General features: G+C 32.5%; 20 protein-coding genes and 1 other annotated feature. Of the genes, 11 read left to right on the top strand and 9 right to left on the bottom strand.

The features are described from left to right. Positions 1-47: 47 nt before the first annotated feature. On the bottom strand, positions 48-533 hold the full coding sequence (locus BEE63_RS04910; RefSeq protein WP_066020314.1) for a QueT transporter family protein: 486 nt from the start codon (positions 531-533) through the stop codon (positions 48-50). Between the two features lie 317 nt (positions 534-850). After that, positions 851-1,672 carry an acetolactate decarboxylase gene (budA, locus tag BEE63_RS04905; protein ID WP_081312470.1) on the bottom strand — a complete coding sequence of 274 codons (822 nt, stop codon included), beginning with the start codon at positions 1,670-1,672 and terminating at the stop codon, positions 851-853. A gap of 247 nt (positions 1,673-1,919) precedes the next feature. Here budA and BEE63_RS04900 point away from each other — a divergent pair, with 247 nt between their 5' ends. Further along, positions 1,920-3,098: a trans-sulfuration enzyme family protein gene (locus BEE63_RS04900; RefSeq protein WP_066020313.1), complete on the top strand. Its 1,179-nt coding sequence runs from the start codon at positions 1,920-1,922 to the stop codon at positions 3,096-3,098. Positions 3,099-3,356: 258 nt separating this feature from the next. Here the strand turns inward: BEE63_RS04900 and BEE63_RS04895 are convergent, their stop codons facing one another. The 4 genes from BEE63_RS04895 to BEE63_RS04880 form a co-directional block, all read right to left on the bottom strand. Continuing rightward, positions 3,357-4,220, bottom strand: coding sequence for a cysteine ABC transporter substrate-binding protein (locus BEE63_RS04895; protein ID WP_066020312.1), 864 nt, complete (start codon positions 4,218-4,220; stop codon positions 3,357-3,359). A gap of 76 nt (positions 4,221-4,296) precedes the next feature. Next, on the bottom strand, positions 4,297-5,040 hold the full coding sequence (locus BEE63_RS04890; RefSeq protein WP_081312469.1) for an amino acid ABC transporter ATP-binding protein: 744 nt from the start codon (positions 5,038-5,040) through the stop codon (positions 4,297-4,299). Between the two features lie 33 nt (positions 5,041-5,073). After that, positions 5,074-5,745, bottom strand: a complete 672-nt coding sequence (locus tag BEE63_RS04885; RefSeq protein WP_066020310.1) for an amino acid ABC transporter permease — start codon at positions 5,743-5,745, stop codon at positions 5,074-5,076. Then, positions 5,726-6,391 (bottom strand): amino acid ABC transporter permease, encoded by a 666-nt coding sequence (locus tag BEE63_RS04880; protein ID WP_066020309.1) that lies wholly within the window; start codon positions 6,389-6,391, stop codon positions 5,726-5,728. The genes BEE63_RS04885 and BEE63_RS04880 overlap by 20 nt, the downstream gene beginning before the upstream one ends. A gap of 358 nt (positions 6,392-6,749) precedes the next feature. On the opposite strand from BEE63_RS04880, the gene BEE63_RS04875 reads away from it, so the two are divergent. Next, positions 6,750-6,992, top strand: a complete 243-nt coding sequence (locus BEE63_RS04875) for a YdbC family protein (RefSeq protein WP_066020308.1) — start codon at positions 6,750-6,752, stop codon at positions 6,990-6,992. A 494-nt stretch (positions 6,993-7,486) separates the two neighbouring features. On the opposite strand, the gene BEE63_RS04870 is transcribed toward BEE63_RS04875, so the two are convergent. From BEE63_RS04870 to BEE63_RS21940, 3 genes are read right to left on the bottom strand one after another with little or no spacing between them, the layout of a single operon-like run. After that, a complete protein-coding gene (locus tag BEE63_RS04870; protein ID WP_066020307.1) occupies positions 7,487-7,831 on the bottom strand; it encodes a phenylpyruvate tautomerase MIF-related protein in 345 nt (114 codons plus the stop codon). 27 nt (positions 7,832-7,858) lie between these two features. Continuing rightward, positions 7,859-8,485 carry a class I SAM-dependent methyltransferase gene (locus tag BEE63_RS04865; RefSeq protein ID WP_066020306.1) on the bottom strand — a complete coding sequence of 209 codons (627 nt, stop codon included), beginning with the start codon at positions 8,483-8,485 and terminating at the stop codon, positions 7,859-7,861. Continuing rightward, positions 8,482-8,658 (bottom strand): hypothetical protein, encoded by a 177-nt coding sequence (locus BEE63_RS21940; RefSeq protein WP_207646930.1) that lies wholly within the window; start codon positions 8,656-8,658, stop codon positions 8,482-8,484. Before BEE63_RS21940 ends, BEE63_RS04865 begins: the two co-directional genes overlap by 4 nt. A 214-nt stretch (positions 8,659-8,872) precedes the next feature. Here BEE63_RS21940 and BEE63_RS04860 point away from each other — a divergent pair, with 214 nt between their 5' ends. From BEE63_RS04860 to cysK, 9 genes are all read left to right on the top strand, one after another. After that, positions 8,873-10,039, top strand: a complete 1,167-nt coding sequence (locus BEE63_RS04860) for an amidohydrolase (protein ID WP_066020305.1) — start codon at positions 8,873-8,875, stop codon at positions 10,037-10,039. A gap of 226 nt (positions 10,040-10,265) precedes the next feature. Beyond that, a complete protein-coding gene (nifB, locus tag BEE63_RS04855) occupies positions 10,266-11,507 on the top strand; it encodes a nitrogenase cofactor biosynthesis protein NifB (RefSeq protein ID WP_066020304.1) in 1,242 nt (413 codons plus the stop codon). An 11-nt stretch (positions 11,508-11,518) separates the two neighbouring features. After that, the gene (locus BEE63_RS04850) at positions 11,519-13,009 is read left to right on the top strand and encodes a nitrogenase component 1 (protein ID WP_066020303.1); all 1,491 of its coding nucleotides are present in this window, start codon (positions 11,519-11,521) and stop codon (positions 13,007-13,009) included. A gap of 218 nt (positions 13,010-13,227) precedes the next feature. Then, the gene (locus tag BEE63_RS04845; protein WP_066020302.1) at positions 13,228-14,574 is read left to right on the top strand and encodes a nitrogenase component 1; all 1,347 of its coding nucleotides are present in this window, start codon (positions 13,228-13,230) and stop codon (positions 14,572-14,574) included. A 71-nt stretch (positions 14,575-14,645) separates the two neighbouring features. Then, on the top strand, positions 14,646-15,464 hold the full coding sequence (gene nifH / locus BEE63_RS04840) for a nitrogenase iron protein (RefSeq protein ID WP_066020301.1): 819 nt from the start codon (positions 14,646-14,648) through the stop codon (positions 15,462-15,464). 214 nt (positions 15,465-15,678) lie between these two features. Continuing rightward, positions 15,679-15,849: a YezD family protein gene (locus BEE63_RS04835; protein ID WP_066020300.1), complete on the top strand. Its 171-nt coding sequence runs from the start codon at positions 15,679-15,681 to the stop codon at positions 15,847-15,849. Between the two features lie 147 nt (positions 15,850-15,996). Further along, positions 15,997-16,243: a binding site (T-box leader), on the top strand. Positions 16,244-16,364: 121 nt separating this feature from the next. Then, the gene (locus tag BEE63_RS04830; RefSeq protein ID WP_066020299.1) at positions 16,365-16,988 is read left to right on the top strand and encodes a class I SAM-dependent methyltransferase; all 624 of its coding nucleotides are present in this window, start codon (positions 16,365-16,367) and stop codon (positions 16,986-16,988) included. 14 nt (positions 16,989-17,002) lie between these two features. Then, positions 17,003-18,151: a bifunctional cystathionine gamma-lyase/homocysteine desulfhydrase gene (locus BEE63_RS04825; protein WP_066020298.1), complete on the top strand. Its 1,149-nt coding sequence runs from the start codon at positions 17,003-17,005 to the stop codon at positions 18,149-18,151. Further along, complete coding sequence (cysK, locus tag BEE63_RS04820) at positions 18,148-19,059, top strand: cysteine synthase A (RefSeq protein ID WP_066020297.1); 912 nt, start codon at positions 18,148-18,150, stop codon at positions 19,057-19,059. Before BEE63_RS04825 ends, cysK begins: the two co-directional genes overlap by 4 nt. The last annotated feature ends 19 nt before the right edge of the window (positions 19,060-19,078 follow it).

Raw genomic sequence — 19,078 nt, 5'->3', positions numbered from 1 at the left:
TGAGAATAAAATCACCACCTTTTAGTTGTTTAAACTTATATTTGCGACTATTTAAATACTGTTGTATTTTTTAGCTGTTTTAATAAAAGCACGCCTACAATTGCAGGAATTATTTGCCCAATACAAAGACTTGCAGCAAGAATTTTATAAGAAATATGAAGTGTAGGTGACAGCCAGATTGGTACTAAAAGTCCTGGCCCTAGTATTATCGGTATAGCTATGAAAATGTCATTCATTTTAAGTCTTTTCATAATGTAAACTACGCTGCTAGTTATTATTCCAACAAGACATCCACCTACAATATCATAAATGCCCATGCCGCCCATAATGGAATTTGATATTAAGTTTGCAAGTCCAAGAGGAATTATTAAAATTGGATCTATTGCGCTAAGTGAATATAAAGACGTTGCTATTCTTATCTGATACTGCCCGAAAGAAAAGCTCTGTGTGAAATACATAATGACTGTGTAAATAGCTATTACAAGTCCGGAAAGTACAATTTTTTTAGTAGTAAAAAGTTTTTTCTTTTTCATTTTGCCTCCTATAAATGCGTCCACAGCTTCCTATATACAAAAAAGGCAAATAAAAAAAGCGCAAGAGCGCCTAAAGACATGATAACATTTTGTCTCAAGCCCTGGTTTTGTTTATAGACAGGATGGTGCGAACGAACTGTCTGTAATAAATTATCTAAAAAACATAATATCACACTCATGGTTTTGGTGCAAGCCTGTTACATTTCTTAAACTTATATAAGATGTTGATATTTTTGTATATCTAAAATATTGGAATTAAAAGTAGCATGCCCATTCCCTAATTTAAAGTATAGCGGATATGCTATTATTACACTATTTTATTTTCCACTCTCAACTTTTTTGACATCGCTGCTCTGGTCTTTTGAAAGATTTGCATTGAGAAAGTCTTTGTCATTTGGAAGATTTAAATCTAGTTTATATAAGTATTGAACTTCTACAGTTACTTTATTTGCCTTACAGTCTATTTCATGTCCTCCAAACTTTCTGTTATCAGATAGAAAATGAAGGTGGTAGCCTGCAACGCTTACTCCATTTGAATAAGCAGGGCATTTATAACCTAAAATAGTACCGCTTACGTTATTTTTTTCAAAATACTTTTGATACTTTGCAGCTTCTGATAAAGCTATATATGGTTTAGTTTGTTTTGAAACACTTCTAGTTTTTTCATAGCTGAAATTTCCTTTTATTCTAAAAGCATAAAAAATGTTTTGTGATGGAAGCTGTTTATCAAGCTTGCCTTCAAGGTCATTTATGCTTTTTATGTCTGTTAAAGTGAATTTCTTATTTGCCTTAAAGAAGTCAACGTCATTAAAAGGAGTCTTTTGAGTATTTGTAGCAACTTTTACTTTACCTGTGGATTTTACTTGATATACTTGTCCATTTAAAAATATCATTTCGCCATCAAGCCCATTAAAAGTTCCAACTCCAAAGTTGCCGTGTCTTTTTAGTTCTTTTATAGTGGTAGAACCGTCATAAACTCCCTGCATAAGTGAGTTTATGGTTGATGTTTGATAAATCTCATCAGAAGGATCTACTGCTGCAGTTTTTACAGTAGAAGCGGAAGTATTTGTTAAAGCATGTCCACTTAAAGTTAAGAATATAACTACTGCAGCAGTTGTCATTAAAAGTTTTTTATTCATGATAATTCCCCCTAAAATTAGTATAAATAATCAAAACTTATTATACCATATAATTGAACACAATCCAAATTAAGGATAATTAAAAATATTGAATCATAAATAAGACTGTGGTATAATTCCATATAATACAACTATTCATATTTGAATTATATGAAATGATTTGCTTATATTATTAATTTTTTGATGTTACAAATCAATGTTAATTCGCAATATTTATATACGAATATATACGAAAGAAGGTATTTTTATGCGTAACCAAGAAAAAATGAATTTTATTACCAAGTGCATACATGTAGGTAACGACATAGACAAAGAAACGGGAGCTATAAGGCGTCCTATTACCATGGCAAATAGTTATAGACTTCCAGATGATGCATCTACTCTTAATTGGAGTGATCCTAACAATGTAATTTATACTAGAACAACTTCTGCAAATCAGCTTTATCTTCAAGAAAGACTGGCAGCTTTAGAAGGTGGGGAAGACTGTGTTGTTTTAGCAAGTGGTGTTGCTGCACTAGCAGGTGTGTTTTTCTCATTTCTTGATAAGGATTCTCATGTTATTTGTTCAAATGTATCTTATATTGCAGTTTATAGACTTTTAAATCAGTATTTGCCTGAAAAATATGGGATAGAAGCAACTCTTGTGGACACCTCAAATTTAGATGAAATAAGGAAAGCAATTCGTCCTAACACAAAACTCATACATGTTGAAACACCAGGAAATCCAACAACAAGAATAAGTGATATTGAAGAAATATCAAAGATAGCCAAGAAAGCAGGAGCACTTTTATCTGTGGACAGCACTTTTGCTTCACCATTCCTTCAAAGGCCACTTGAACTTGGAGCTGATCTTGTAGTTCATAGTCTTACAAAGTATATAAATGGTCATGGCGATGCTATGGGAGGAGCTGTAATAGGAAAAAAAGAACTTATTAACAAAATAAAAGCTGAGGCTATGGTTAATGTTGGAGGAGCTATAAGTCCCTTTAATGCATGGCTAATAATGAGAGGAGTAGTAACACTTCCCCTGCGTATGAAACAGCACAGTGAAACAGCCCTTAAGGTGGCAAAATTCCTTGAAAGTTATCCTGCTGTAAAATTTATTTATTATCCAGGACTTCAAAGCCATCCTCAGCATGATATTGCTAAAAAGCAGATGAGTATGTACTCTGGAGTAATGGCATTTGGACTCAAAGCAGATGTAGTAACACACAATAAATTTGTAAATTCTCTTGAACTTGTTATTTCAGCTGTATCACTTGGACATGATGAAAGTTTAATTGTGTACACGGGACCCGATGATGAGAGGAATCATTTCTATCCTGAGGAATTTCAAGATGGACATCTTAGATTTAGCATAGGTCTTGAGGATGCTGATGATATAATAAATGATTTGAAACAGGCGTTTAAAAAGTGTGGACTTTAAAATAAAAGTGTGGTGATGCTGCATTAAATAAAAATATTGAGAAGTAAACTAAAAGGAATTAATAGCATAAAAAAATAAATTAAGAATTAAGGATGATGGTAACTTTTCTACGTTCTACTATGAAAAACTTGTAAACTTATAACTATCATCCTTTATTCTTAATTCTTCTTTGATTTTTGTTATTTTTAAACTACGAATTATTAATTTTTAATGTAATAGACCATTGGAATTAAATTTAGTAGGCTATAATTTATAATATTATTTTACTTTTCCACCTTCAACAACGAGACTGTCTTCAAATTCACTTCCATATGTGGATTTTAAAGTGGCATCATAAGCTTTGTGTACGAAATTTTCTTTTCCGAGTTTAGTAAGATCACTATTAATCCAGTTTAAAAGTTCTTTGTTGCCTTTTTTAACAGCTGGAGCTATGGTATCTTGACTACCTAATTTTGTTACACCAACAGTGAAGCCTGGATTTTTCTTTGCCCATGCAATAAGCTCTGTGTTGTCGTTAGCAATTACATCTCCTCTTTTATCCTTTAAAGCTTCAAATATTTCTGAGTATTGGTCAAACTTTACAAGCTGAATATTCGGAAGGTTCTTTGTGAAATAAGTTTCTGCAGTAGTACCCTTAGCTACAATAACTTTTTTGTCTTTTAATTGATCCACAGATGTGATTTTTGCATTGTTTGGAGATACTACTCCAAGAGAAACCTTCATGTATGGGTTTGCAAAATCAACCTGCTGTTTTCTTTCGTCAGTAACTGTGAAATTTGCCATTATTATATCAACTTTGTTAGTTTGCAAATAAGATACTCTACTTGCTGCATCAACTAATACAAATTTAACTTTGGATTCACTTCCTAAAAGGTCTTTTGCAAGTCTTTTAGCAACATATACATCAAAACCTTGATTTTTACCATTTGAATCTACATAACCAAAAGGCGCTTTATCACTGAATACACCGATTCTGATAACTCCACGCTTCTTTATAGCTTCGATAGAACTATTATTTGAACTGCTAGTGGATGAACTTTTTGAACTGCTGCATCCAACTAAACTTCCTACAAGTATCGTTCCTGCAACTAATGCTGCTAAAAGTTTTTTTATATTTTTCATTTAAATTTCCCCCTTGTATAAATTATATATATTAAAGATATTCATTTAGTATGTTTAATGTCAGTAATAGACTAATTTAATATTGAAATATATTTAAAAATTGTTTTGCACGTTCTGTTTTTGGAGCTGTAAAAAAGTCCTTTGGAGAAGCGGTCTCACATACTTTTCCATCGTCAATAAATACTATTTTATCTGCAACAGCCTCGGCAAAATTCATTTCATGAGTCACTATTAACATTGTCATGCCTTGTTTTGCTAAGTTTAATATTACATCTAAAACCTCACGAACCATTTCTGGATCTAAGGAAGCTGTAACTTCATCAAAAAGCATTATTTCAGGGTTCATGCAGAGTGCTCTTACTATAGCTATTCTCTGTTTTTGACCTCCAGAAAGTTCTCTTGGATAAGAATTTTTGCGGTCAAGAAGTCCAACTTTATCTAATAATTCCTCAGCCTGTTTTAAAGCTTCTTTTTTATCTCTTTTTTGAACTTTAGTTGGTCCTAAAAGGATATTTTGAATTACAGTCATGTGAGGAAAAAGCTCATAACTTTGAAATACCATTCCTATTTTTTGGCGAACATTTTGCCAGTTTACATTCTTGTCAGTAAGACTATTTCCAGAAAATTTTATGTCACCGCCTTGAACATTTTCAAGACCGTTAATGCACCTTAAAAGTGTGCTTTTTCCACAGCCTGATGGGCCTAAAATAACAACAACCTCACCTTTTTTTATGCTGATATCTATACCTTTGAGTATTTTTTTATCTCCATATTGCTTTTGCAAGTTATTTATTTCAATTAATGCTTCATTATTTTCCATAATGTTAATGATCCTCCTTTAATGTGACTATCTTTAAAATTTAGCTTCTAATTTTTTAGAAAGTATTGAAAGTGGGTAACAGATTATAAAATACAATATAAAAATAATTCCATAAATCCAGAAGGATGCACTAGGAAATTGCAAACGAGATAGTTCTATAATTTCTTGTCCCACCTTTATCACATCTATTACACCAATTAAAACTACGAGCGAAGTAGTTTTTACCATTCTTGTGGCTAGGTTGATAGCTCCTGGAAGCATTCTTCTAACAGCTTGAGGTATGAGTACATATTGGTAAATCTGTCCAAAGGTAAGTCCTAAGGCCTTTGCTGATTCAACTTGATGTTTTGGCAAGGATTCTAAAGCTCCTCTTACTATATCACCCATTTCGGCGGCACCCCATAGACTGAATACAATAATGGATACTAGTTCACCGCCCAAATCCATACTTAGTGCAGTAGTAATACCAAAGTAAAAAATAAACAGCCAAACGAGAGTAGGAATTATTCTAAATATTTCTAGATACAAACGTCCTATAAAACGTAAAATTTTTGATTTTGATGTTCGTGTAATGCCAATTAGTATACCGAGCACGGAGCCTAATATAATTGAGGTAAAGGCAATTCTACCTGTTACTAAAAGTCCCTGTAATAAACGTTCAATATTGCTGCCTTGAAAAACGACACTAATTCCCAAACTCCCCATAACGAACCCTCCTTTCTATTAGTGTAAGAATTATTGACAAAGGTAAAACTATAATTAAATATGCAATTACAAGCATTAGCAAAGATTCAAAAGTGTGATAGTATAAGCCTATTAAATCCTTTGTTAAATTCATAAGTTCCAAAATAGAAATTGCTCCAACAACAGAGGTTTCTTTAAGTAAAAATATGATGTTGGCACTTAAAGAAGGCATACTTATTGAAAAAGCTTGAGGAAGTATTATATACCTAGTAAGTTGAGCTTTTGAAAGGCCTATACTGAGACCAGTTTCAATTTGTGACTTACTTACGGCTTCTATGCCACTTCTAAATGATTCTGATATATAACTTCCACCTAAGAATGTTAGTCCAACTATTGCACAGGTGTTTTCACCCATCTTTAAACCAAACTTGGTGAAACCATAATATAAAAAGAATAACTGTATAAGTAGTGGTGTGTTACGTGAAAGTTCAATATAAGCACCTACTATATGGTCTAAAACTTTAATTTTGTTATATTGTATAAAACTACAAATGATTCCGACTACTATAGAAAAAAGTATTCCCCAAAATGCAATGTCAAGTGTTAAAAGGGTTGCTTTTTTATATAAGGGTATATTTTTGATGATAAAATTCCAATCTAAATTCATAATTTATTCTCCTTACAACTATTCCAATAATTCTTACTGGAATAGTATGATATATATATTATGATAAAGTTACAATTAAGTTTTGTCAATATGTTAAACTTTTTTTAATAATTTGTAAGCTAAAAGTAAATTTGATTGATGGATTTATATTTTTACAAAGTAAATATTAAACTATTTTAAGCAAAATACTTTTAAAACCAATATAAATACTAGGTTATCAAGTAAAATTTAATTTGTATGCTATAATATGTAGTATGATAAGGTAATACTATATTGGAAGTTACAATCCAGACTAGATTGTTTTAATAGTTTTGAGAAATTTATTTAGAGTTTTCAACGAAAATAAGAGGTGATTGAGTTGGCAGAAGTTAAATTTGATATAATTAAGAACCTTGGTGTCATATCAGAAGGTGCTAGGGGCTGGAAGAAAGAAATAAATATTATGAGCTGGAATGGTAGAAAAGCTAAAATAGACATAAGAGATTGGGATGAAGCTCACTCTAAAATGGGAAAAGGCATTACTCTTAGTAAGGATGAGCTAAAAAAATTAAAAGAAATTTTAGATGAAATTAATATAGATGAATTGGACAGTGCGAATTAACAATGCTTTGTCACATTAAAAAAATACTATAAAGCTTATCATACGTGGGGTTTGGGTCAAGGACCCATTATCCTTCTTTATAAAATACAGACTATCTTAATATTTACGGCTAACAACTTTGAATTATTATTAAGGATTATCTAAACCTATTATAATATAGAGAATGCCTATATTAAGTAAAGAAGGATAATGGGCTAAAGCCCAAGCCTCGTGTATGATAAAATTGAAATATCTAAGTATTTTATTATTTTTTACCAAGATTTATTAGAATTTTTTAAACTGTTCCTTGCCTCTACCTTCTATGGGAAGTAACAATATTTTGAGAACGATTTAAATAAAATTCAATAGGATTTTGTCAAAAATAATGAAAAGACTTAGTAATTTTAATTTGTTTGAACTTCTCTTCAGCGAGTTATTAAAATTTCTTAGTCTTTTCATTGTTTTGGGCTTAGTCTTATGAGTTTTATTTAATGTTCTAAAATACTGTTACTTTACTAAAAAAGTCCACCGTTCCAGCCCCAGTCGGATATTTCCTCAATAGTTATATATATGGAATCCTTAGGGATTGAAAGCTCTTTTTCTATTAAAGAAGATATTTCTGAAGTTAGTTTATTCTTTGAAGCTTTATCTGCGCCTCCGTAAATTTTCACTTCAATAAAAGCTGCTTTGTCTTTTTTCTCTCCTTTAAAGTAAAGAGGATAATTGTCCTTAAAGCCAATCATTAGCCAGCTTTCACTTTTGCCGGGAAGTATTTCTATTAGCTTTCCAAATTCAGCTTTTAATTTATCTTTTTTTGCCTCATTAAGCTTTACAGTTACTGTTGAGTTTATAAATGGCATAAAATCACTCCTTTTTAAGATATTAAATTATTTTTTGCAAATTTCTGCAATCCAAGTAAAGTTTACAGCATGTTCCAAGGCAATTTTTAAATTAAGTTTTTCTATATAGTTCTTTAGCTCTTCAACTATAAAAAAATTTTTACTTTCTATAAATGCCCATAGGTCTGCCCTATTGTGTCTTAACAAGCTTTCTTTATATTCTTCTTTTGATTTCATATTTTCAAACATAAAATCTATTAATATAACTCTTTTCTGGTCATTAAGTAATAGCATATTGGAGAGTGCTTTTTGTTTCTTCTCTTCAATTAATCCATGTAATACATAAGACGATACTACAATATCTGCCCTTTCTTTTATATTTGATACATCAAAAATACTGCTTTGAATAAAATTCATTTTTGGATATTTTCTTTTACCTTCTTGAATCATTTCATAACTCTTATCTATTCCTATAACATTAATTTTTTCACTTAAGGGACCACATAAATTACCTGTACCACAGCCAAAATCAATTATACTATTTATATTATATCTTGTTATTTTATCCCTTATCTTTATAAAGGTATCCTCATATTGATCAAATAATCCGAGTTCATCATCAGATTTTTCTCGAACCATTTTATCATATTTTGCACCCTTGTTTGAATTTTTCATTTTATTGTTCCCCCATATCTAAAAAGTATTTTTTGCTTACTCGCAGGTACTTTTAATTTAAGTATGGTACTGATTATTTTTGTCTTATCATAGGCTATTCTATATAAAAATCCTTTGAAATTTCTGCTTGAACGCGATACAAACTTTTTAAGTATTTCTGATACTGCTTTCATAAATAATCTTTATTTTAAAATGCTTTCATGTTATATTATACTATAATTGAACTTGGGTACACGAGTTGAAAATTAATTAATTTAATGTGCAGGGGTTGTATTTTGGGTATGGGAATTATAGATAATAAGAAAGACGAAAAAGTTTATTATTATTAAAATTTATAAAAAATATTTCAAGCAGTAAAATCAGAAAATCGTTAAAGGAGATTTATACATGGTTAATATGAATGATAAGCAAAAAGAACTCCTACAAAAATTAATTGGGTACAGAAGAGAACTTCATAAGTATCCTGAATTGTCAATGAAGGAGTATGAAACAACTAAACGCATTAAGAATTGGCTCAGGGAAAATAATATAGATGTTTTGGATTTGCCTCTAGAGGTTGGTGTTGTTGCTGAAATTAAAGGGGAGCACCCAGGGAAAACCATAGCACTTAGAGCTGATATAGATGCGTTGCCAATTAATGAAAAAACTGGATTTGATTTTACTTCAGTAAATGCTGGAGTTATGCATGCGTGTGGTCATGATTTTCATACATCAGGAATTTTAGGTGCTGCAATACTTTTAAATTCTAGAAAGAGTGAAATGCACGGAAATGTCCGTATAATATTTCAACCAGCGGAAGAAAATGGTGAAGGAGCAAAATTTATATGTAAGAAAGATATACTTAATGGCGTAGAAGCTATATTTGGAATGCATAATAGACCGGATTTACCTGTTGGAACTATAGGAATAAAATCAGGTAGTTTAATGGCAAGTGTTGATAGGTTTGAAATTAACATCATAGGAGTTGGTGGTCATGCTGGTATGCCGGACAGATGCATTGACCCTATTGTAATATCAAGTCAGGTGATTTCTGCAATGCAGACTATTGTAAGCCGAAGTGTCAATCCAATTAGTGATGTAGTAATAAGTGTAACGAGAATTCAGTCAGGCAACACCTGGAATGTAATTCCCGATAGGGCGGAGATGGAAGGTACTGTGAGAACTTTTCAAAATAATATGAGGGATGAAATTAAAAATTCTATGAAAAATACTGCTGAAGGAGTGGCAGAGGCTTTAGGTGCTAAAATAGAATTTAAATGGTATTCGTACTTATCTGTTTTAAATAATGATGCTAGATTTGAAAAATTGTGTATTGAAACAGCAGAGGAAATAGGCTGCAGGTCTGTTAAAGCACAAAAAAATTTAGGTGGAGAAGATTTTTCATTTTACGGAAGCATTGTACCTTCGTTTTTTGTATGGATGGGAGTAGATGGCACGGCGGAATGGCACAGACCTAGTTTTAATTTAAAAGAAGCTGCCTTGATACATGCTGCCAAGTATTTTTCAAATTTATCAATTAAAGTTTTAAAGGGGTATAGTGAAAATAATATATAACTCATAATTTCTTTTTTTTATAGTTTTCATATTGACAAACTAGGAAAAACAATGTATATTATACATAAATTATAAATTAGATGCATTTATTGTAATTTTATCAATAAATAATATTATAAAAATGCGTATTTAGTTGATCAGAAAACTGAAGGCTAAAGCAATTCTGTTGCTTTAGCCTTTTTTGATACTAATTTTGTCAGAATTTTTTGAAAAAGGAGATATAAAAATGATTACAAATACAGAAGAGTTAGAAAATATTGCTGAGAAAACACTTAAGCATCCATGTTATAACTGCATTGCACATAAATATGCGAGAATGCATATACCAGTGGCTCCAAAGTGTAATGTAAGCTGTAATTTTTGCAACAGAAAATATGACTGTGTAAATGAAACAAGACCTGGAGTGACAAGTGAAGTTTTATCTCCTGAACTTGCAGTAGAAAAATTTAAAATAGTAAAAGACAAAGTAAAAAATTTAACGGTAATTGGAATAGCAGGACCAGGAGATCCACTAGCAAATTTTGAACAGGTTAAAAAATCCATTGAATTAATAAAAAAAGAATCGCCTAACATGACATTTTGTATTTCAACTAATGGATTAATGCTTCCTTTTTATGCAAATGAATTAATAAACCTTGGAGTTAGCCATATAACTATAACAATAAATGCGGTAGATCCTAAAATAAGTGCTAAGATTTATAAGTTTGTAAATTATCTAGGACAGACCTTTAAGGGGAAAGAAGCAGGGGAAATTTTATTGCACAATCAGCTTTCAGGGCTTAGATATGTTACTGAAAGAGGAATTATATCAAAAATAAATATAGTTATGATAAAAGGTATTAATGATGAGCATGTACCTGAAATAGTTAAAAAGGTAAAGGAATGTGGTGCATATATGACTAATATTATGCCTCTTATACCTGTAAAAGGAAGTGTATTTCAGGACAGATCTACTGTTAATGATATAGAACTAAATAGTATGAGAAAAAATTGTAACCAGTATTTGAAACAGATGTATCACTGCAAACAATGCAGAGCAGATGCAATAGGAACACTGGATAATGATATATCTAGGAAGTTTGATCTAAATGAGATAAGAAATAAGGATATTAAAAAAATAAGTTACAGATTTGCAGTTGCAAGCAGCTCAGGTGAAATGGTAGATGAACATTTTGGCCATGCATCGCAGTTTTATATTTATGATTACCAAAATGGTGAAAGCCAATTTATTGAGAAGAGAAATGCTGTGAAGTCCTGCTTTGACCCAAGTGAATGTGGCAATCATGATGACAGAATAGCAAGTATTATAAATTTAATAAAAGATTGCAGTGCAGTCCTTGCAATAAGAGCTGGTTTTGAGCCAACCAGTATATTAAATGAAAATGGAATAAAACTCTTTCAAACATTTAGTACAATAGAGAAGGGAATAGAAGCTGCAGCTAAAACAATGGAAAATGAAAATATTTAGGAGGATGTGAAATGAAATTTAATCTAGATACGTCAGTAGTAAAAACTAGAGAGCAGCGATTAGGAACCATAATTGGTTGGAAAACAGGAAAAACATCAGAACTTTCAAGAGACTCTGCATTCACTTGCGAAAATTGTAAGTGCAATGGTGGAAAAAAACTGTGTGAAGCAATAGGACCATTTACACAGGGTTCAACCTGCAGTGAAGAGATGGTGGAATGCCAAGCCGGGCATGTAAGAGATGCTGTTTTGATTCAGCATGCACCTGTAGGTTGTGGTGCAGATCAGGTAAAATATAATTCTGTATTTAGAAATGCTCTTGCAATTAGACATTTACCAATACAAAACGTTAAGATTATTAACACAAATATAAAGGAAACTGATATGGTGTTCGGGGCAATTAGAAAATTAGAGCAGTCTATAAGAGATGCATGGAATAGGCATCATCCTAAGGCAATTTTTATTGGAACTTCTTGTGCTTCGGGTATTATTGGAGAGGATATAGACAGTACAGCCACCAAAATGCAGGAAGAACTTAAAATACCAGTTATACCTATGTACTGTGAAGGTTTTAGGTCAAAGCATTGGAGCACGGGCTTTGATGCTACTCAGCATGGAATATTAAGACAAATAGTTAATAAGCACCCTAAAAAACAGGAGGATTTAGTTAATGTAATCAATCTTTGGGGAAGCGATGTTTTCACTCCAATGCTTAAAGAACTTGGACTCAGGGTAAATTATGCTGTTGATCTTGCGACCGTTGAAGATTTAAAACAGCTTTCAGAGGCAGCAGCTACAGTTACATTCTGCTATACCTTGTCTTCTTACATGGCTGCGGTTTTGGAAAAAAATTTTGATGTTCCGGAAATAAAGGCACCTCAGCCCTATGGAATAGCAGGAACGGATGCATGGATAAGGGAACTTGCACGTGTGACTCATAGAGAAGAAAAAGCAGAAGCATATATAGCAAAGGAACATAAAAAAATAGAAAAAAGATTAGGTGAACTTAGAAAACTTTTAAAGGGTAAAAAGGGATATGTTGCAACGGGGTCAGCCTATGCTCATGGACTTATTGAAGTACTTAGAGAACTTGGAATCGAAGTTGATGGTTCTCTTGTGTTTCACCATGATCCTGTGTATGACAACAATGAAAATAAAAATTCACTTAAATTCTTAGTAAATAATTATGGTGATGTTAAAAACTTCAGTGTAAGTAATAGGCAGCAGTATCAATTCTATACTTTCCTTAAAAACACAAAACCTGATTTTATACTTATAAGACATAATGGACTTGCACCTCTTGCGTCAAAAATGGGAATACCGGCAGCACCTCTTGGAGATGAGCACCTTGCAGTAGGATATGAGGGAATTATAAATTTAGGTGAAACAATACTTCAAATACTTGCCCATAAGAAGTTTCATGAGGATTTATCAAAGCATGTTAAATTGCCATATACGAAATGGTGGCTTGAGCAGACTGATCCTTATGTACTTTGCAAATAATGCGAATTAATTTTAGTTGAGGGTTTTAGCGGCAAAAATACGGCGCTAAAAGGTGCGGGGTTTCACCTATTAACGAGCGAAGCAAAGTTAATACCTCACACCTCGGCGCTAGCTGATTACAACCTTTTTCGTCTCGTTAGATGACGAAAAATCCCCAACTTGATTAGAAACGTTTTTTAATTATGAATTGAAGCTTAATAATATAGGAGTGAATAGCAATGTCAGATATAAAAGAAAAATCAAATTCAATTGAGCAGGTAAGGTACGGCTGCGCTATTGGAGCAATGCACAGTGCTTTTGCAATACCAAGAGTAATTCCCATAGCTCACTGTGGACCTGGATGTGTTGATAAACAAACCGGCAATATAGCATTTTATAATGGGTTTCAAGGTGGCGGCTACGGCGGAGCATCTGCTGTTCCATGCACAAATATACATGAAAAGGAAGTTGTATTTGGAGGTGAAAACAGATTAAGAGAGCTAATTGAAGGTACTTTTAAGGTAATGGATGCAGATTTATTTGTTGTTATGACAGGGTGTATTCCAGATACTATAGGGGATGATGCAGAATCTGTAGTAAGTGAATTTCGTGAAAATGGACTTCCTATTGTGTGTGCAGAAACAGGTGGATTTAAGGGAAATAATTTTATAGGCCATGAACTTGTAGCCCAAGCTATTATAGATCAATATGTAGGTGATTACGATGGACCAAAAGAAAAAGGTCTTGTAAACGTGTGGGCACTTCTACCATATTTTAATACTTTTTGGAGAGGAGACCTTAATGAAATAAAGAGAATACTTGAAGGCATAGGACTTAAAGTTAACATACTGTTTGGTCATGAAAGTAAAGGAGTTCACGAGTGGAAGGATATTCCCAAAGCAGAATTCAATTTAGTATTGTCACCATGGCTTGGACTTAAAACAGCAGAGCATCTAAAAGGAAAGTATGATCAGCCTTATTTGCATATTTCTACCATTCCAATAGGAGCAAAGGAAACAAGTGATTTTTTAAGAAAAGTAGTGGAGTTTGCACATATTGACAGAGAAAAGGCAGAGGGATTTATTAAAAGTGAGGAAAAAAGATACTATGAATATCTAGAAGATTTTTCTGATTTTTATTCAGAGTATTGGTGGGGACTTCCATCTAAGTTTGCTATTGTAGGTGACAGTGCATATAATCTAGCAGTTACAAAGTTTTTAGTAAATCAATTGGGGCTTATACCAGCTAAGGCAATTATTACAGAAAATCCACCGGAGAAATATAGAGATAGTATCAGAGAAGAATTTAAGAACATAGCAGATGATGTCTTACTAGATGTGGATTTTGAAGAGGACAGTTATGTTATTCATGAAAAAATAAGAAAAACCGATTTTGGGCGCAAGCCGCCTATTATTTTTGGAACTACGTGGGAAAGAGATATAGCTAAAGAGCTTAAAGGTTCTATAGTGGAAATTGGATTTCCGGCATCATATGAAGTGGTTTTGTCAAAATCTTATGTGGGATATAGAGGAGCACTTACTTTGCTTGAAAAGATATACTCAGTTATAGTCAGTGCCAGTGCTTAAGTTAAAAAATGTTGATGAAAAAATTATGGCATTAATGAAAGATGATTATGTTAATTTGGGAGGAAATAAAAATGAGGCAAATAGCAATTTACGGTAAAGGCGGAATAGGAAAATCCACAACAACACAAAATTTAACAGCAGGTTTATCAGAAATAGGTAAAAAGGTAATGGTAGTTGGATGTGATCCTAAGGCGGATTCAACAAGATTACTTTTAGGGGGACTTGCTCAGAGAACAGTTCTGGATACACTTAGAACAGAAGGAGAAGACATTGATTTAAATTATATAATGAAAAAAGGTTTCAATGATATAAAATGTGTTGAATCAGGTGGGCCAGAGCCAGGAGTAGGATGTGCAGGTAGAGGAATAATCACGTCAATAAACATGCTTGAAAGACTTGGAGCATATACAGAGGATCTTGATTATGTTTTTTATGATGTATTAGGAGATGTTGTCTGCGGAGGGTTTGCTATGCCAATACGTGAGGGAAAGGCAAAGGAGATATATATAGTTGCCAGTGGTGAAATGATGGCACTTTATGCAGCAAATAATATATCGAAGGGTATAAAAAGATATGCTAATAAAGGTGGAGTAAGACTTGGTGGAATAATTTGTAACAGCAGAAAAGTAGATAATGAAAGGGAACTTTTAGAGGCTTTTGCTAAAGAACTTGGGACACAGCTTACATATTTTGTGCCAAGGGATAATGAAGTTCAAAGGGCGGAAATAAATAAGAAAACGGTAATTCAGTTTCATCCAGATTCAAATCAAGCAAATGAGTATAGATCTCTTGCAAAAACTATAGATGAAAATAAGAATTTTGTAATTCCAAAGCCTATGTCGCAGGAAAGGCTTGAAGAAATATTTTTGCAGCATGGACTTAGTGATTAGGTAATTGTATATTTTTATTATAATAAATTTTGTAAATATTATTGACTACAGTAAGAAAAAGGATATATAATTATATTAATCAAATTTATTTAGTAAGAAATATTGCGCATTTATATTATAAATGTTGTCTAATTGAAATAAAAAACATAGTATACAGATATTAATACATGGAAAAGAACTGATTTGCATTATGGGGTAATGGGGGGGAGTTCTCATGAATGAATTAAATCGCAATACGTATGGGTCTAAAAATGTGAAAGACGAATATTATAAGCAAAAAGTTTCAAAGCTTATAAAAGAAATAAAATACGGCTCTGTAACTTTAGTTATTCAGGATGGAATTGTCATACAGATAGAAAGCAGTCAAAAAATAAGACTTAAGTAGCTGTTTCAAAGGATTAAAAGGGAAAATAGTATTGGCAAAGGGCATATACATTAAAAAATGTTTTGATATGTAATAGAAAATTATATTATAAGTGTTTACAAAATGGTGCAATCATAATATAATATATAACAAATAAGATAAATTTAGTTAAATACTGCGATGAGAAATAGTAGCATGAAGGAAGTCTTAAAAGAGAAATCTCCATGGGCTGAAAGAGATTAGATGTAAATTTGTGTGAATGCATCTCTGAGTACTGCTTCGAAATTTTAGTAGACGGCAGCGGGTACGCCCGATTAAAGCGTTAAGGTATGTTAGTACTGAATTTAATGAGTTTTCATATTTTTTATTATATATGATAATTAGAGTGGAATCGCGGATAACTTCTGCCTCTAGATTTTAGGGGTAGAAGTTTTTTTAGTGTTTTTATAAGGAATGCACTTTAATACAAAATTTTATGACGTATATTTTAAACAGCAGGATTTATTTTATGAAATTTTAAAAAGGGGATGTTAAGCATGGGATCAGTACAGTATTTTGATAACATTGCTACCAAGTGGAATGTGATAAGGAGTGAGTATTTTGAGGAAAGATTAAAGTATAAGGTTTTATCTAAGGTAAATGTGAAAGATAAAATTACAGCCGATCTTGGATGTGGCACTGGTTTTATAACACTTGCCCTTGCAGGAGATGCCAGTATGGTTTTTAGTATAGACAATTCTGTAAATATGCTTAGAGAACTTAAGAGATCATCAGAGGCTAAAAAGTTTAATAATATTTATCTTTTAAAGTCTTCTCTTGACAATTTGACTTTATTTGATGAATCAATGGATGCTGTTTTTATAAATATGGCACTCCATCATGTTAAGGATGCTGAAAAAGCTGTAAAGGAAATGTACAGGGTTTTAAAGAAAGGTGGTACAGTAATCATATCAGATGTTATGCAGCATAATGGTGAGTGGGCTAAGGAAGAAATGTTTGATGAATGGCTTGGCTTTTCAAATAATCAAATTCAAAGCTGGCTGAGGGATGCTGGATTTAAGAATATAGATATTGAAAATACAGATTTAAAGTGTAAAGGTCATTCTAGCAAGGGAGAATATACAGAAACATCAATATTTATAGCAAAGGCAGTTAAATAATTAGGAGGGATATTATGAAAATTGAATCATTATTAATTCATGGAGGTAAAGATGGAGATGAAACTACTGGCGCAGTAAATGTTCCAATATATCAAACCTCTACTTTTAAACAAGTAAAGTTAGGCGTAAACAAGGGGTATGAATATTCTAGAACAGGGAATCCAACGAGAGAAGCTTTAGAAAAATTAATTTCTGATTTAGAGGAAGGTTATGCAGGTTTTGCTTTTGCCTCAGGAATGGCAGCCATTACAGCTGTTCTATCATTGTTCAAATCAGGAGATACAATAATAATATCAAATAATGTTTATGGAGGAACTTTTAGAGTACTTGATAAAGTATTTAATCACTTTAGTATAGGTTATAAAATAGTTGATACTTCAAAGCCAGAAGAAGTTAAAAAAAATATAGACAAAAATGTAAAAGCCATATATATTGAAAGCCCTACAAATCCACTTATGGATATTACAGACATCAAATTAGTTTCTGGTATAGCAAAAGAAAAAGGACTTCTTACTATAGTTGATAACACTTTTATGACACCTTATCTTCAAAGACCAATTACTCTTGGTGCAGATATAGTAATTCACAGTGCTACAAAGTATCTTGGTGGTCACAGCGATTTAGTTGCGGGACTTGTGGTGGTTAATAATAATGATCTAGCAGAGAAAATACACTTTATACAGAATTCAACAGGAGGAGTCTTAGGACCCTTTGATTCATTCCTTTTAATAAGGGGTATAAAAACTCTTGCAGTGAGAATGGATAGGCACAATGATAATGCACTTAGGATTGCTAATGCCCTAAATCATAGTAAAGAAATAGAAAAAGTATATTACCCTGGACTTGAAGATCATCCTGGACACGAAATTCAAAAGAAGCAGGCTTTAGGCTATGGCGGCATAATATCTTTTGTAGTAAAAAAAGAATATGATTATAAAAAGTTATTTGAAAATTTAAAGCTCATAACTTTTGGGGAAAGTCTTGGCGGAGTAGAATCACTCGTATGCCATCCTGCTACAATGACACATGCAGCAATTCCATATGAAATAAGACAGAAAGTTGGAATTGTAGATAATCTTATAAGGCTTTCTGTAGGCATAGAAAATGTAGAGGATTTAATTGACGATTTATTAAATGCACTTGAAAGGAGTGTAGAAAAGTGAAATATGTAAATGATGTTAGAGAGCTTATAGGAAATACTCCTATAGTAAAACTCAATAATATTGAAGTTAAGAGTGGAGTCAATATATTTGCAAAGCTTGAACTTTTTAATCCAGGTGGAAGTGTCAAGGACAGAATAGGCGTTTATATGATAGAAGCTGCTGAGAAAAAGGGCACGTTAAAAAAAGGATACACCATAGTAGAGGGAACGGCAGGAAATACGGGAATAGGGATAGCTCTTGCTGCAATTAATAAAGGATATAATGTTATATTTGTTGTTCCAGAGAAGTTTTCACTTGAAAAGCAGACGCTTATGAAGGCTTTTGGTGCAAAAATTGTAAATACTCCTAGAGAAAATGGTATGCAAGGAGCAGTTCAAAAGGCGAATGAACTTTTAAAAACCATACCCAATGCTATAAGTTTAGGTCAATTTGTAAATCCAGCTAATCCTATTGCACATTATGAGACAACAGGGCCTGAAATTTACAGGGATCTTGAAGGTAAAATTGATTATTTGGTTGCAGGGGCAGGAAGCGGTGGAACCTATGCGGGGGTAGCCCGATATTTAAAGGAACAAAATAAAAATATAAAAGGAATACTTGCAGATCCAGAGGGCTCTACTATGGGTGGCGGCGAAGAAGCAAGTTACGATATAGAAGGCATTGGCAATGATTTTATTCCGGATACCATGGATATGAAGCTTGTAGATGAAGTCATTAAAGTTAATGATGATGAAGCCTTTTATATGGTTAGGCAGCTTGCACTTAAAGAAGGGCTTGTAGTGGGGAGCTCATCAGGAGCTGCTTTAGCTGCTGCATTAAAGCTTAGTAAGAATATTAAAAGCGGCAATATAGTAACCATATTCCCAGATAGGGGGGATAGATACTTTAGTAAAAATATTTTTGGATAGATTAGGTAAAGTATATAAA

The sequence above is a fragment of the Clostridium pasteurianum genome (assembly GCF_001705235.1).
Lineage (GTDB): Bacteria > Bacillota > Clostridia > Clostridiales > Clostridiaceae > Clostridium_S > Clostridium_S pasteurianum_A.
Note: the sequence above shows the minus strand (reverse complement) of the source record. Positions and strands in the feature narration are given on the sequence as shown.